The sequence below is a fragment of the Desulfatibacillum alkenivorans DSM 16219 genome (assembly GCF_900142135.1).
Taxonomy (GTDB): domain Bacteria; phylum Desulfobacterota; class Desulfobacteria; order Desulfobacterales; family Desulfatibacillaceae; genus Desulfatibacillum; species Desulfatibacillum alkenivorans.
Genome location: NZ_FQZU01000042.1, coordinates 1 through 15293, shown reverse-complemented (window position 1 = coordinate 15293; position 15293 = coordinate 1). Strand labels below are relative to the sequence as shown.

Here is a 15293-nt window from a genome sequence, read left to right as displayed (position 1 = left end):
GATAATCAAAATACGGAGGAAACCACCATGTCGGTGAGGACGCGGCACGAAAAATACGGCGAAATAGCCGTTATCCACGCTCCGGAACGACTCCGGGCGGACGAATCCGGAGAATTTCGGCAAACCCTCAAAGAAATTGTGGATCAGGGAATAAACCGCCTTGTCGTTGATCTTTCGGAAACTACAGCCATGGATTCCAGCGGTCTGGGCGCTTTGGTCAGCCGGATCGCCGTCACGCGGCAAAACGGAGGAGACGTGCGGCTTGCCGGATGCAATGAAACGGTCAATAGTCTATTAGCAATTACTCACCTGGATCAGGTTTTCGAATCCTTTGACGACGTCAAAGAAGCTGTTGAAAGCTTTTCCTAATCAAAGCGGAAAATGAAAAGATATGGCCAGAGCACGTAGAAAAGGCAGGCAGCGCTTCCACCTGTTGGAACCGGATTACGAGCGCCCTTTGCATAAAATTTCAGAGGAGACGGCTCAGGGAATTCTTGAAAAACTGACGATTCTGTACGGGGAGGAAGAGGCCAGGATTTACCAGTCTGAAGTCCTCCGCCTCATGAAGGTCTATTACGCGCATAAATCTCCTGAAATGATTGAATTTGAACAGGATTTTGACGCCCATAACCGATTTACCGAAGAGGACGTCATCCTTATTACATACGGGGACCTGCTGCATGACGACCGCATGTCCCCTCTGGACACCCTCACCTATTTCTGCGAACGCCATTTGCGGGGAACCATCAACACCCTGCATTTGTTGCCTTTTTTTCCGTACTCCTCGGACCGGGGCTTTGCGGTCATCGATTTCGAGGAAGTGGACCCCCGGCTGGGGACGTGGGAGGACATCGACCAATTAAAGTCGGATTTTCGTTTGATGTTTGACGGGGTTTTCAATCACGTCTCTTCCAAGAGCAAGTGGTTCGCCGAGTTTCGGGACGGAGCGCCTGACTTTCAGGATTTCTTCATCGTTTTTTCCACCAGCGAGGCTATTTCCAAGGAGCATTTAAAGATTATCACACGGCCCCGGCCCACACCCATCCTGAGCGAATTTTCCACATACAACGGATACAAATGGGTCTGGACCACCTTTTCGCCCGATCAGATCGACCTGAACTTCAAAAATCCCAGGGTGCTTTTAAAAACCATACAGATCCTTTTATATTACATCCGCAGAGGATCGGACGTACTGCGCCTGGACGCCGTGACCTATTTGTGGCATGAACTGGGCACCCATTGCGTGCATTTAAAGGAAACTCACGCCATCATCCAGCTGTTCAGGCTGATTATCGACGCCGTAGCGCCGGTGGCTGCGTTGATCACGGAAACCAACGTTCCCCACGACCAGAACGTCACCTATTTCGGCGACGGCAGCAACGAAGCCCACATGATATACAACTTCGCCCTGCCGCCCATGGTGCTCCACGCCTTTCAGAACGGGGACGCCACGGCCCTGACCAAATGGGCCTCCTCTTTGGGGCAAGTCTCCAAAACCGCTACTTATTTCAATTTTCTGGACTCCCATGACGGCGTGGGAGTCACTCCGGTCAAAGAGATCCTGACTTCCAAGGAAATTGAGCTTATGGCGTGGCGGGTGATCGAGCATGGCGGCTTTATTTCTTACAAAGACGACGGGGACGGCAACTTGAGCCCCTATGAAATGAATATCACCTGGTGGTCGGCCATCAACCGCGAGGATGCGGACGAAGACGACGATTTTCAGGTGAAGCGCTTCTGCGCGTCTCGCTCCATCGCCCTGGCGCTCATGGGCGTGCCGGGAATTTACTTCCATGGCCTGTTGGGTTCAAAAAACGACGCTGAAGCGGTTATTGCGGAAAAACACACCCGCAGCATCAACCGCATGGTTCTGGATTACAGCAGCCTGAAAGAAGGCCTAAACAACCCGGAAAGCACCACCTACAAAGTGGTCAACCAGTATGGCCGCATGATCGCCAAACGCGTGAAGGAAACCGCCTTTCACCCCAACGCCCCTCAGGATGTGCTGAATCTGCACCCCTCGGTTTTTTGCGTTAAACGCACCTGCCAGGAGGCGGGCCAGCCGCTTCTGGCCTTGACAAACGTGTCGGGCGACCAAATTGTGGTGGAGATACCATGCAACACAACGGGCATTCACTGCAACCGCTTTGTGGAGATTCTTTCCGGCGACAGGCGGACCTTTGTAACCGACAAGGGCTTTAATCTGCAATTAACAATGGAGCCTTATGACGTGTTTTGGCTGACCCCTGCCAAATAGAGCTTTCAGCCGTAAAAAAATCGGCGAGAAAGCCGCGTGTGCAGGCTTTTTCAAAAAACTGGCAAAAATCCCGGGAAAGGGAGGTCTCCATGCAAAAAGTGCGTTTAGGCAGGACAGAGATAGTGGTGTCGGAACTTGGATTTGGAGGCATTCCCATTGTAGGGTTGGGATCGGACCAGGCGGAAGAGGTGGTGCGCCACTGCTTTGAAAGAGGCATTAATTTTTACGACACAGCCAACATGTACGGAGACTCGGAGAGCAAGCTGGGCCGCGCCCTGGGTTCGGTGCGGGATCAGGTGGTCCTGGCCACCAAAAGCCTGGAACGCGGAGCGGAGGGCTTGAACCGGCATTTGGAAAACAGCCTGAAATGCCTGGCCACGGATTACATAGACGTGTTTCAGCTCCATAGCATCACCAAGCCGGTGGATCTGGAACAAATCCTGGCCTCGGGCGGCGCCCTGGAAGCGGCCTTCAAGGCCAAGGAGGCCGGCAAGGTGCGCTTTATCGGGATTTCGTCGCACGCTCGGTCCGTCGCCCTAAAAGCCATTGAAACCGGATATTTCGACACGGTTCAGTTCCCCTTTAATTTCGTTGAGACCGATGCGGACACGGACCTCTTTCCCGCCGCGCGAGAACGGGATATGGGCATCATCGGCATGAAACCCCTGGGCGGCGGCATGCTGTCGAGCGCCGATCTCTGCTTCAAGTTCCTCCAGCAGCACTCCCATGTGGTTCCCATTCCGGGCTTTTCCAGCATCGAGGAGGCGGACGAAGTTATAAACCTGTACGAGAATCGCCAGCCCCTGACGGATGCGGACCAGGCGGCAATGGAAGCCGTCAAAAAGGAACTGGGCGGCAGTTTTTGCCACCGGTGCGGGTACTGCCTGCCCTGTGAACAGGGGATCATGATCCCCGAGTCCCTTATGTTCCGGCCCATAATCCACAGGCTTGGGGAGGCTATTGCCGTGGCCATGTCCAAGCCTGCGGTAAGCGGGATCGAGGAGTGCACCCAGTGCGGGGAATGCGCCGAACGCTGCCCTTACGGGCTTCCCGTGCCTGAGTTGCTGGCGGAAAACCTGGCCTTGTTTCGGGAACTGGAAGCCAAACTCGCGCCCTGAAAAGAACGGGCTGCTTAAGGCATGAAAATACTTAGAAGATATATTTCATTTTTAAAATTATAGAGCTGTTATGGGTATAAACCGTGGAATATCAGATCAATCAGCGCCCCGAACCAGGAAAATCCCTGCTGCTGTTTGCAGGAGACACGGTTACATTTACCCTCCAGGCGCCAAGTCGTTTGCAAGGCGCGGCCTGGCTCAGGACCAACCTGGATCAGGCGCCCGTCACCCGGCGTGAAATCATTCGGGAAACGGAGTTGGGGGAGCATCCCCTGGGCCATGACTGGTTTGATATCCCCATGGCGCCCCTTGGCGGCGGCCGGTTCATCCTGACTCTGCCTGTTTGCGATCCCGGCCATTTTCAATGCAAATGCTATTTTTTGGAACAAGGAACAAGCCTGCCCTTGTGGCCTGAGGGCGATAACACGGTCCTCAACGTCGAGCCCGCGGACCTCTGCTGCCACAACACCCTGTATAACGCCTTTGTGCGCCAGTTCGGCCCGAACAAAGCGGGAAAAGGCCAGACGTCCGAATCCCGCCAGGAGTTGCTGGCGGATCTTGACAAGCAAGGCTTCTCCGTCATCCCGCCCTCGGGAAAATTCCGGGACCTGATCAAGGAACTCGACTTTATCATAGACGTCCTGGGATGCCGCACCATCCAGCTTTTACCCATTCATCCCACGCCCACCACCTACGCCAAAATGGGAAGATTCGGCAGCCCTTACGCGGCGCTCAGCTTCAGGGGCGTGGATCCGGCCCTGGCGGAATTCGATCCCAGGGCCACTCCCATGGAGCAATTCAAGGAGCTTGTGGACGCAATTCACGCCCGCTCCGCTAAAATTTTTTTGGACATCGCCATCAATCACACAGGCTGGGCGGCCCGGCTCCATGAAACCCATCCCGAATGGCTGGCAAGGACGGAAGACGGCGAAATCGAACGTCCGGGCGCCTGGGGCGTGGTGTGGGGCGACCTGACAAAACTGGACTACTCCCACAAATCCTTGTGGAAATTCATGGCGGGCGTGTTCCTGAAATGGTGCAGGCGCGGAGTGGATGGGTTTCGGTGCGACGCGGGTTATATGATCCCTGCGGAAGCGTGGAAATACATCCTGGCCAAAGTGCGGGAGCAGTTTCCCGACGCAGTGTTTCTGTTGGAGGGTCTGGGCGGACACCTATGGCAAACCCGGGCGATTTTGGATGGGTCCAATTTTGACATGGCCTATTCGGAATTGTTTCAGAATTACGAAAGAAGCCAGATTGAACATTACCTGCCCGGCGCCATCGAGTTGTCCGGCAGCGTGGGGATCATGCTGAATTTCGCCGAAACCCACGACAACGCCCGTCTGGCGGCCACATCCCACACCTACGCCAAAATGCGCACCGCCCTGTGCGCGTTATGCGCGCCCAACGGCGCCTTTGCCTTTGCAAACGGAGTGGAATGGCTGGCCGAGGAAAAAATCGACGTGCATAAGGCTTGTTCCTTGAACTGGGGCTCGCCGGTCAATCAGGTGGAAGCCATTCAAAGGCTGTCAAACATACTGAAACATCATCCGTGTTTTGGCAGCGGAGTCTGGCTGGCCATGATCCAACAGGGGGACGGCGAGTTTCTCGTTTTACTGCGTTTGCACAAATCCACGGGCAAGAGGGTTTTGGTTTTGGTGAACCTGGATTGCGAAAACCCGGTCCGGGCTTCGTGGTCCTCCCATAACGCGGGCATGGACGGCGTGGAATACACGGATCTCCTCACTAGATTTGAGGTTAAAACCACGCTTGAAAACGGACTACAGGCCGTCAACCTCAATCCAGGCCAGGTCATGTGCCTCACGCCTGACCGGGAGGATTTGGAACTGATTTCCGGCGACGGCGCGGGGGAATCGCGGTTTATTGTACGCCAGAGATTAAAAGCCAAAGCCCTGTCCGTGCTGCGTTGCTTCAAAGGCACGGGCCACTTGGGAGAAATCAACCCGGACTTGCTGGCGAATTCCCTGGAGAAAGACCCGGAAGCCTTTATTGCAGAGTTCAAGCGCCAGGACGAAGCGCCCGGCATCATCCCGTGGCATTGGCCCAGGGACAAAAAACGCGAGGTCATGATTCCGCCGGGGCATTTTTTGATCGTATTTGCAAAGCATCCTTTTTCCGCCAGGGTTGTGCGCGGAGCCAGGGTGCTTGCCTGTGAACGCAGCTTTAGGATGCAGGGAGAGATGGATTCCACCGGGGATAATTTTTTCTGCCTTTTCATGCCGTTTGAACAGCCCACCCGCATGGAATTTTTAAAGATTCATATGGAAGTCTATGAAAACGGCGCATGCGAAAGGTCGGAAAATCCGCTTTTGCTGCTCCCCTTCCCTGACGGTCCCGCCATTTCCAATATTTACAAGGGAAAGGAAATTCAGGAAAACGCACCCATGCTGTTGGGGACCAACGGACGAGGCGGCATGATGCGCGCCCATGCGGCATGGGGGGAATTGAAGTCCCGCTATGACGCGTTGCTGGCCGCCAATCTCGATCCTTCCGTACCCGTGGACCGGTGGATTATGCTTGCCCGCTGCCGGGCCTGGGCGGTCTATCAGGGGCACTCGCGGGAGCTTAACAGCACGTGCCTGGATGCCTTTCGGGCCGACATGGACTCCAGGGGATTCTGGAAATTCTCCGCGCCCTGCGGCCAGGGCCAGCATGTGGTTTTGAGTTTCGGCCTGGAAATGCTTCCCGGCAAAAACGCCATTGTGATGCATGTGCGCCGCCATGTCGCCTCGGGGCAAAAGGATCGCCTTCCCAAAGACCGGGCGATAAGCCTGATTTTGCGTCCTGACGTGGAGGACCGGAGCTTTCATGACGTGACCAAGGCCTACGCCGGGCCGGAAGATATTTTTCCCGGGGCGGTAAAGCCCTTTGACCGGGGCTTTAACTTTCAGCCGCATCCTCAACGAACGCTCAGCCTTAGCGCGGACAAAGGCCGATTTTTCCAGGCGCCGGAATGGTATTACATGGTCCACCGGGAACTGGAGGCCCAACGCGGCCTGGACCCGGACTCCGACCTGTTTTCGCCGGGCTATTTTTCCATAGACCTGAAAGGCGGGGATTCGGTCCGGATTGTCTGCGCCGTCAATGAGGAGGCTGAAGCCGTGCGGCCGTCTGAGCAGACAACCAATTTGATGAGCGCTCCGTCCCTGTTTCAGGCGGAAACCCAATCCGCCGGGGAACTGGCCCATCAGGCAATGACGCACTATGTGGTCAAACGGGATCAGGAAAAAACCGTCATTGCGGGATACCCCTGGTTTCTGGATTGGGGACGGGATTCGTTGATTTTCCTGCGGGGTTTGATCGCCGCGGGCAGGCTGGAGGAGTCCGGGGCCATTCTTAAACAATTTGCGGCCTTTGAGGACCGGGGAACCATTCCCAACATGATCCGCGGGGCCGACGCAGGAAACCGGGACACCTCGGACGCGCCGTTATGGTTTTTCACGGCGTGCAGGGATTATGTGGAGGCCGGCGGCGGCATGGGTTTTCTCGGCCAGGACTGCGGAGGCCGAAGCCTTTGGCAGGTCATGGAATCCCTGATAGAAAACATCCGCTCGGGCGCGCCTAACGGTGTGCGCCTGGACCCGGAATCGGGCCTGGTATACAGCCCGTCTCATTTTACCTGGATGGACACCAACTACCCGCCCGGAAGCCCCAGACAGGGATACCCGGTTGAAATTCAGGCTTTGTGGTATGCAGCCCTTGACTTCGCCTCTTCAGTTGATGAAAAATACAAGGAAGCAGCTATCCGGGCGAGCCAATCTTTGGCAAAGTATTTTTTTCGCCCGGACCTGGATTTTCTGGCAGACTGTTTGCATTGCAATCAGGGAGACGCTGCAAAAATAGCACGCGCTGACGACGCGTTAAGGCCCAACCAATTATTTGCGGTTACCTTGGGCGCAGTCAGGGATTTGACGATCAGCCGGTCGATCGTGCGGGCATGCCGGGAATTGATTGTTCCGGGCGCCATTCGCAGCCTGGCGGATCGGCCTGTGCAAACGCCTTTGGCTGTCACGGATAACGGCAAGGCCCTGAACGATCCGCTTCGCCCCTATTTTGGGACTTACGAGGGGGATGAGGATACCCGGCGCAAGCCCGCGTATCACAACGGGACAGCCTGGACCTGGGTCTTCCCCTCATTTTGCGAGGCCTACGCCATGGTCTGGCCGGACGCCAGGGATACGGCCCTTGCCTGGCTTATGAGCAGCGCACGGCTGCTGCGACAAGGCGTTTATGGGCATCCGCCCGAGGTCATGGACGGAGACTATCCCCACAAGAATCGGGGATGCGACGCCCAGGCGTGGGGCGCCAGCGAGTTTTACAGGGTATTTAAAAAGCTGACGCCAGGAAAAGAATAATTTGACTGAAAATCCGGGGACGGACGGCGCGCCGCTCCCTGTAATGCAGTGATTCGGGCTTGCCCGGGATTAAGATAGGATCATGGTTAAAGACACAAAAAAGCCCAGGGTTTTAATTGTAACCCCCGAAGTGACTTACCTGCCCCCCGGCATGGGGAATATGGCCAACTATTTTCGCGCCAAGGCCGGAGGCCTTGCCGACGTTTCGGCGGCCCTGGTCTCGGCCCTGTTCAAGCAAGGCGCTGACGTGCACGTGGCCTTGCCGGATTTCCGCACCGTATTTTACTCGGGCGTGGGGCCTGTTATGCGCAAGGAATTGAGCACCATACGCAGCAACATGCCCGAAGACCGCATTCATCTGGCGGAAGACCGCGCTTTTTTCTATCAAAGCGGGGTGTATTCCAACTATCCCCAGGAAAATTTTAAAATCTCCCTGGCCTTTCAACGGGAGGTCATCAACCATATCATCCCCCGGGTACAGCCGGACCTGATCCATTGCAACGACTGGATGACCGGGCTTATCCCGGGCCAGGCGCGGTGGATGGGCATTCCCTGCTTGTTCACCATTCACAACATCCATACGGAAAAATACACCCTGGAACAGATCGAGGATCGGGGTGTTGACGCGGCGTCGTTCTGGCAGGGATTATTCTATGAGCGCCCGCCGGAAAATTACGAAGAAAGCCGCAACAACAACAAGGTGGACTTTTTGACCAGCGGCGTATTCGGCGCTCACTTCGTTAACACGGTCAGCCAAACCTTTTTGATGGAAATCATCGAAGGCCAGCATCATTTCATCCAGGAGCCCATCAAGCAGGAGCTGGCCAACAAATGGCATGCGGAGTGCGCCACAGGCATTTTAAACGCCCCGGACCCGTCGTACAATCCGGCTACGGACAAATCCCTGCCCGCCGCATACGGGCCGGACGACCACGTGCGCGGCAAGCTGGAAAACAAGCGCTATATCCAGCAAAACCTGGGCCTGCTTCAGGACGACAAGGCTCCGATTTTCTTTTGGCCGTCCCGGCTGGATCCGGTGCAGAAAGGCTGCCAGCTTCTTGCAGACATCATGTACGATGTAATTTCCAAGTATTGGGACAACAATTTGCAGATCGTGGTGGTGGCCAACGGCGAGTATCAAAAAATATTCCGGGATATTGTGCTGCATCATGGCTTTGAGGAAAGGGTGGCCGTCCAGAATTTCGACGAAAGGCTTTCCCGCATCGCCTTTGCGGCCTCGGACTTTGTGCTCATGCCGTCCAGCTTCGAGCCCTGCGGCCTGCCCCAGATGATCGGCGCCATATACGGGTCCCTGCCCGTGGCCCACGACACCGGCGGCCTGCATGATACGGTCTGGCAGATGAACGCCCAGCAAGACAAGGGCAACGGCTTTTTGTACCGGTTCCAGGACACGCAAGGCCTTTGGTGGGCCATTGACAAGGCCATGGAGTTTTACTTTCTGCCTCCGGAAGTGCGGGAAGCCCAGGTCAAGCGGGTGATGCTCCACGGCAAGGAGAATTTCAATCACGAAGTTAACGCACGGGCGTATATTGATCTTTACGAAAAAATGCTCCACAGGCCGCTGATAGGCGGCGGGGGCGGAAAGAAATCCTCCCAGTCATCTTCTGATGAAAAAACCAAATCCTAAAATGCCCAAACAAGGCGGGTCCAAGGAAAAGGCGCCCGGTCTGGTTCGTTCGGACCCGCTGCTCAAGCCTTTTTTACAGGATATTCTCCGGCGCGAGGACAAAATCCGCGCCATGCACGACCGGCTTGTCCCCAAGGGAAAAAGCCTGGAGGAAATCGCCTCGGGCCACGAGTTTTTCGGGCTGCATTTCCGGAACGGCGAGTGGATCTTCCGGGAATGGGCGCCCAACGCCGACGCAGTGTATCTGATTGGGCCTTTCACCGAATGGCGGGAAAAGGAATCCCACCGCCTTCAAAGAATCGACGGAAACGGCGCCTGGGAAATCCGCCTGCCCCGGCGGGCTTTGCATCATGAAGACGTCTATCGCCTGAAAATCAAATGGGCCTGGGGCGAGGGAGACCGCATCCCTGCCTACACCCGCCGCGTGGTCCAGGACTGGCAGACCGGCATATTCAACGCCCAGGTCTGGAAGCCGGACAAGCCCTACGCCTGGAAGCACACGGATTTCATCCCGGAAAAGCCTATATTAATCTACGAAACCCACGTGGGCATGGCCCAGGAAGAGCCCAAGGTCGGCTGCTTCAACGAATTTCGCGAAAAAATCCTGCCGCGCATTAAAAAGGCCGGTTATAATACCATCCAGGTCATGGCCCTGCCCGAACACCCCTATTACGGATCCTTCGGGTATCAGGTTTCCAGCTTTTATGCGCCCTCCTCCCGGTTCGGGACGCCCGAGGAGCTCAAGGAATTGATCGACGCAGCCCACGGCATGGGGATCGCCGTGGTCATGGACATCATCCATTCCCATGCGGTTTCCAACGAGGTGGAGGGGCTTTCGTGCTTTGACGGCACGCCCTATCAATATTTTCACGACGGGGAGCGCGGAACTCATCCGGCGTGGGGATCGCGCTGCTTTGACTATTCCAAGCCCCAGGTGCTGCACTTTCTCCTGTCCAACTGCCGCTACTGGCTGGACGAGTTCCACGTGGACGGGTTCCGGTTCGACGGCGTCACCAGCATGCTGTATCAAGATCACGGCCTGGGCAAGGCTTTCACCTGCTACGACGATTATTATACCGAAAACACGGACGAAGACGCCCTGGCCTATCTGGCCCTGGCCAACCGCCTGATCCACACCTTGAATCCCAACGCCATCACCGTGGCCGAAGACGTCTCCGGCATGCCCGGCCTGGCCATGGACGAAAAGCAAGGCGGGTACGGCTTTGACTACCGCTTCGCCATGGGCGTGCCCGACTACTGGATCAAGCTCCTGAAGGACCAACGGGACGAAGACTGGCACATGGGAAGATTGTGGCACGAGCTGACCAACAAACGGGCCGACGAAAAAACCATCAGCTACGCCGAATCCCACGACCAGGCTCTGGTGGGCGACCAGACCCTCATCTTCCGCATGCTGGAGGACGATATGTTCTGGTACATGTCCCTGGATCGCGAAAGCCTCCGGGTGGACCGGGGCATGGCCCTCCACAAGATGATCCGGCTGATCACCCTGGCCACAGCCGGGGACGGGTATCTGAACTTCATGGGCAACGAGTTCGGGCATCCGGAATGGATCGACTTCCCCAGGGAAGGCAACGGCTGGTCCTATCACTATGCCCGCCGGCAATGGAGCCTGATGGACGCGCCCAATCTGCGCTACGGCCTCTTGGGGCGGTTCGACCGGGACATGATCGAGACTGCAAAAAAAAGCGCCCTGCCCTCGGGCCAGGCGCCCGTGATTTTAAGAGAGGATGAAGACAAAAAAATTCTGGCCTTTTTCCGCCATGGTTTGGTCTTCGCCTTCAACCTCCATCCCACGGAATCCTATGCGGACTGCATAATCCCCGCCCCGGCCGGAGCTTATTCCATCATCCTGGATACGGATCGCCAAGCCTACGGAGGCCACGGCAGGCAGGATCGGGACATCCAACACTTCACCCAGCCCGGCCCCCAAAAGGACGAAAACTACCTAAGCCTGTACCTGCCTTCCAGAACGGCGTTGGTTTTGGCCGCGAGTAAATAGGAGACAGCCAAATCGCATCCCAGGGTCTCTCAATACACCGTAGGCGTCGATCATGAAGCATAAAGTATTTATTCAATTTGATGCGCAGTTTCCCGAGATTCCGAATTCCAGGACTTACAATGCTGAGAATCTGCTCAAACAATTAGTCCAAAACCTCCAATCCCGGAGACTTTGGGGGATGTCTCTCAAAAACTCAAAGACTTTGGGGGATGTCTCTCAAAAACTCAATAACTGTATATCTTTCTGATGTCATGTATTATTCGTAGCATCTATTGGGTTGTTTGTGGGCGTTTTTGAAGTGAGAAGGCGGAGGAGCGATTGAAATTGGTTTTGTTTCTGGGATTGGAAACAGAGTGCGCCAGTACAGGTTATTACTGACAACCATTTAATTTTGTTGGGTTTCGCAAGCTCTACCCAACCTACGTCTCTTTCCGCAACGCATTGATTTGATGCGATATCTTAAAAAATGGAGACGCTGGATTCCCGACAGGGACGCTCGGGATGTTGGTGTTCTCGTGTTCTCGGGGACGTCTCTCAAAAACTCAATAACTTCGTATACCATTAAAATCATGGATTATTTTTGGATGATTTTCAGATCGTTTGAAGATTGGGTCAGTTCGGCGGCGGACAGGGTGGGTCGAATTTCTGGTTTTGTTCGGTTTTGGACAGAGCGTCCGTCCGCTGGAAGTTTCCGGTTTCCACATGCAAAAAAGGTCGCACCTACTGCGCTGGCGCGCCCAGGCAGGATACTGCTTTGCCTGGGCCACCCGTCTTGATGGAGGCCATCCCTTTGTTCATAATATAGGGATTCGACACTCTGAACGATCGAATTACAGGTCGCTTATGCGACCCAGGCGGGATACTGCCTTGCCAGGACGCCCTGGAATGGCGGTTAAAATCCTCATCCCTTGATTTCCTCGTCTGCAGCGTCAAAAATAGCATCCATGTATTTGTAGGGAAACAAATGGCCCTGATCTTCCAGCCTGTGGAGGATGCAGTCCGGAACATTTTGCTCCAGGTTCAAACCGAATTCAAAAGGAACCATGTGATCCGCCGTTCCGTGAAATACGTGCAGCCTGCATTGTATTTCGGACAAGGAAAATCCCCAGTCCACATAATGGACCGCCGCGTCCGTGGTCACGCCCTGCGCCCCCTGCTTGAAGGCTTCGCGCTGATCGTTAAGAAACAATTCCTTGAATTCCGGCTGCGCGGATATTTCCTTATCGCTGGGGCACAGTTTTTTCATAAAGGCGTCATAGGCGGCTTCCGGGGCGACTTTTTCGCTGAAATTCATCAAGTCGAAAAACATTTTAAACAGGCGGGGGTGGGATTTGGACAGGCCGACGGCAACCTGATCCGCCTTGGATTCCAGGTATTTTTCCGCGTCGGGCAGTTCCGAAAAATTCGTATAGCCTGCGCAAGTGATGTTAAAAAGCAGGCGCTCCGGCAAAGCATACGCGCAAACCGTGGTGTGGGCGCCTCCTCCCGACCATCCCATGACGCCGAATCTCCCAATATTCAAAGCGTCTGCAAGCTCTTCCAGGTCTTTTGGATAGTCCAGCAGCTTTCGGTTTTCCAGGAATGTTGATTCTCCCATGCCCGGGCGATCCGTGGCAATAAATCGATACCCCCGCTCCAGGGCTTTGGAATGAAATAAGGCCCCTTCCAGGCGGGACCCAGGGCCGCCGTGCGCATAAAACACCGGGACGCCGCCCGGTTTCCCAAACTCGCCATAGGCCAGGATTCTTCCTTCATTCAGGGTGTGATGCTTTGTTTCCATTGAGTACGTCCCTCCTCTTTGCCGTAATGCCCATGAACAGTTTTTGGCTTCGTTCTGAGAATATCGATGCAAATAGAAGGCCAATCCGGATTTTTTCCAAGCATTCCATGGACGCCTCTCAAAAAATCAATAACCTTATAGCTCCATAAAATTATGGATTATTTTGGAATAGTTGCATTTCGTTTGAAGGCCGTTTCGTGAAAAAACGGCCGTGGAACGATTAAAGCGTCTTTGATTTCAGGCATTGGGAACGCTGTCCATGAAGGCGCGTTATAGGACGTCAGCTGACCATACAGCCGAACGGCGTGTTGCTCTGCGGACATGGCGGTGCACCACGCTGCCATGGCCGCTCCAAATACACGAGGAAACGGCCCCTGGATTCCCCAACAGGCCGCTCGGGTGCAACGATCAAAATGCAGCGGCAGGCGCCGGGGGGCTGTCGGTGCATGAATCTATGACGCCCCCAAAAAAAACCGGCCGCCCGGGCGAATCCCGAACGGCCGGCTTGGCCTCATAACAGCCGCCTTGTCACGACAAGGGGCGATTACAACCTGTCATTAGGAAAGCAGAGGCATCATGTAGCTGAAGATGCTTGTTCCGCTGTCGTGGGGCTTGTCGTTGGCGAGATCGCCGATCTTGTCCCAGTTGTCGCGGATTTCTTCGGGGGTGATGTCCCTTTCAGCGTCTCCGATGCACACGCCGTCGCCGGAGACGATGGCGGTTCTGCCGTACCAGCCTGCGCCCATGACGAAGATCTGGCCGGTGGTCTGATTGTCTTCGGAGCAAAGGTAAAGCACCATGGGAGAGTTGAACTGGGGACGAAGTTTTGCGCCCATTTTCTCGTCAATGATGTCTTCGGTCATGCGGGAGTACGCCGTGGGGGCGATGGTGTTGATCTTGATGTCGTACTTGGCCAGTTCCAGCTTGAGGGTGTTCATGATGCCCACAACACCCATTTTGGCTGCACCATAGTTGCACTGGCCGAAGTTGCCGTACAGGCCGGAAGTGGAGGAAGTGAAGATGACCCTTCCGTAACCGTTTTCCTTCATGAGCTTGACGGCGGGCTGGGTCACGCAGAAAGCGCCTTTAAGGTGCACGGCGATCACCAGATCCCATTCCTCTTCCGTCATTTTCAGGAAGGAGCGGTCCCGCAGAATGCCTGCGTTGTTGATCAGGATGTCCACCTTGCCGAAATTATCCACAGCGGTCTGCACGATGTTGGCGCCGCCTTCCATGGTGGCCACGTTGTCGTAGTTGGCGGCTGCTTCGCCGCCGGCGGCCTTGATTTCTTCCACAACCTTGTCGGCCGCGGAGGTGCTGGCCCCGGAGCCGTCGCGTGCGCCGCCGAGATCGTTGACCACCACCTTGGCGCCCCTGGCGGCCAGTTCCATGGCGTACATCCTGCCGATTCCAGCGCCTGCTCCGGTTACTATAGCCACTTTTCCGTCAAATCTGATATCAGCCATCCTACTCCTCCTGCTTTTCCGCCCGGGCCCTCGCCCTTGGGCTGTTTATGTATTATGGTGGTTCCGATGGGCAAAGCCGACTGGCTTCATCTTAGAAGGAATACAAAAACCACCTTATTAAACATGAGTCAAGACAAAAATGCCCCGAAAATAAACGATCCACCCAAATTTCTACATTCATTGCCAAGGGGAGGTACAAAAATAATAGAATCCAGGAAGTAAAAGTTCAAATCAGAGCGAGCGTTCGCCATTATTTGTCGGGTTCCCCCCCGTTCGGCGGAATCCCGGCGCCTTGCAGGGCATACGCATGTAAAAAAAGACGGGCTTCAGGGTGCAGTATATGGTAGCACATCTATAATAACTTGAAATACTTATAAATATTTTTCAACTAGACTTTTTTAAAGCACTGGTGTAAGGTCTGTGGGCGACTTAAACAAAGGAGGCGCTCATGGAAGAACGCACCATAGACCAGTATTTCGAGACCGTGCAAGATCCCCGGCATCATAACGCGCTGCATAAACTAATAGACATCATCGTCATGGCCATATGCGCCGTGGTATCCGGGGCTGACACATACGAGCAAATTGAGAATTTCGGCAAAAAACGAAAGCGATGGCTGTCAAAA

9 protein-coding genes are annotated in these 15293 nt (G+C 55.0%); 7 read left to right on the top strand and 2 right to left on the bottom strand.

Features of this window, described 5'->3' with window-relative positions; genetic code table 11:
* Window positions 1-27 precede the first annotated feature (27 nt).
* From BUE18_RS22920 to BUE18_RS22895, 6 genes are all read left to right on the top strand, one after another.
* On the top strand, window positions 28-369 hold the full coding sequence (locus tag BUE18_RS22920; RefSeq protein ID WP_073478492.1) for an STAS domain-containing protein: 342 nt from the start codon (window positions 28-30) through the stop codon (window positions 367-369).
* A 22-nt stretch (window positions 370-391) separates the two neighbouring features.
* Window positions 392-2257, top strand: a complete 1866-nt coding sequence (locus BUE18_RS22915) for a sugar phosphorylase (protein WP_073478491.1) — start codon at window positions 392-394, stop codon at window positions 2255-2257.
* Between the two features lie 89 nt (window positions 2258-2346).
* A complete protein-coding gene (locus BUE18_RS22910) occupies window positions 2347-3375 on the top strand; it encodes an aldo/keto reductase (protein ID WP_073478514.1) in 1029 nt (342 codons plus the stop codon).
* An 83-nt stretch (window positions 3376-3458) separates the two neighbouring features.
* Window positions 3459-7751, top strand: a complete 4293-nt coding sequence (locus BUE18_RS22905) for an amylo-alpha-1,6-glucosidase (protein WP_073478490.1) — start codon at window positions 3459-3461, stop codon at window positions 7749-7751.
* Between the two features lie 82 nt (window positions 7752-7833).
* Window positions 7834-9399 (top strand): glycogen synthase, encoded by a 1566-nt coding sequence (locus BUE18_RS22900; RefSeq protein ID WP_073478489.1) that lies wholly within the window; start codon window positions 7834-7836, stop codon window positions 9397-9399.
* A gap of 1 nt (window position 9400) precedes the next feature.
* On the top strand, window positions 9401-11422 hold the full coding sequence (locus tag BUE18_RS22895; protein ID WP_073478488.1) for an alpha amylase C-terminal domain-containing protein: 2022 nt from the start codon (window positions 9401-9403) through the stop codon (window positions 11420-11422).
* Between the two features lie 901 nt (window positions 11423-12323).
* Here the strand turns inward: BUE18_RS22895 and BUE18_RS22885 are convergent.
* The gene (locus BUE18_RS22885) at window positions 12324-13202 is read right to left on the bottom strand and encodes an alpha/beta fold hydrolase (protein ID WP_073478486.1); all 879 of its coding nucleotides are present in this window, start codon (window positions 13200-13202) and stop codon (window positions 12324-12326) included.
* A 557-nt stretch (window positions 13203-13759) separates the two neighbouring features.
* Window positions 13760-14668, bottom strand: coding sequence for an SDR family oxidoreductase (locus BUE18_RS22880; RefSeq protein WP_073478485.1), 909 nt, complete (start codon window positions 14666-14668; stop codon window positions 13760-13762).
* Between the two features lie 448 nt (window positions 14669-15116).
* Between BUE18_RS22880 and BUE18_RS28825 the strand changes: the two genes are divergently transcribed.
* Window positions 15117-15293 (top strand): transposase family protein (locus BUE18_RS28825; RefSeq protein ID WP_139264556.1); only part of this gene is annotated, 177 nt, incomplete at its 3' end.

Coding starts and splice junctions, on each gene's coding strand:
- BUE18_RS22920 (WP_073478492.1), top strand. CDS start 28: ATGTCGGTGAGGACGCGGCACGAAAAATACGGCGAAATAGCCGTTATC.
- BUE18_RS22915 (WP_073478491.1), top strand. CDS start 392: ATGGCCAGAGCACGTAGAAAAGGCAGGCAGCGCTTCCACCTGTTGGAA.
- BUE18_RS22910 (WP_073478514.1), top strand. CDS start 2,347: ATGCAAAAAGTGCGTTTAGGCAGGACAGAGATAGTGGTGTCGGAACTT.
- BUE18_RS22900 (WP_073478489.1), top strand. CDS start 7,834: ATGGTTAAAGACACAAAAAAGCCCAGGGTTTTAATTGTAACCCCCGAA.
- BUE18_RS22895 (WP_073478488.1), top strand. CDS start 9,401: ATGCCCAAACAAGGCGGGTCCAAGGAAAAGGCGCCCGGTCTGGTTCGT.
- BUE18_RS22885 (WP_073478486.1), bottom strand. CDS start 13,202: ATGGAAACAAAGCATCACACCCTGAATGAAGGAAGAATCCTGGCCTAT.
- BUE18_RS22880 (WP_073478485.1), bottom strand. CDS start 14,668: ATGGCTGATATCAGATTTGACGGAAAAGTGGCTATAGTAACCGGAGCA.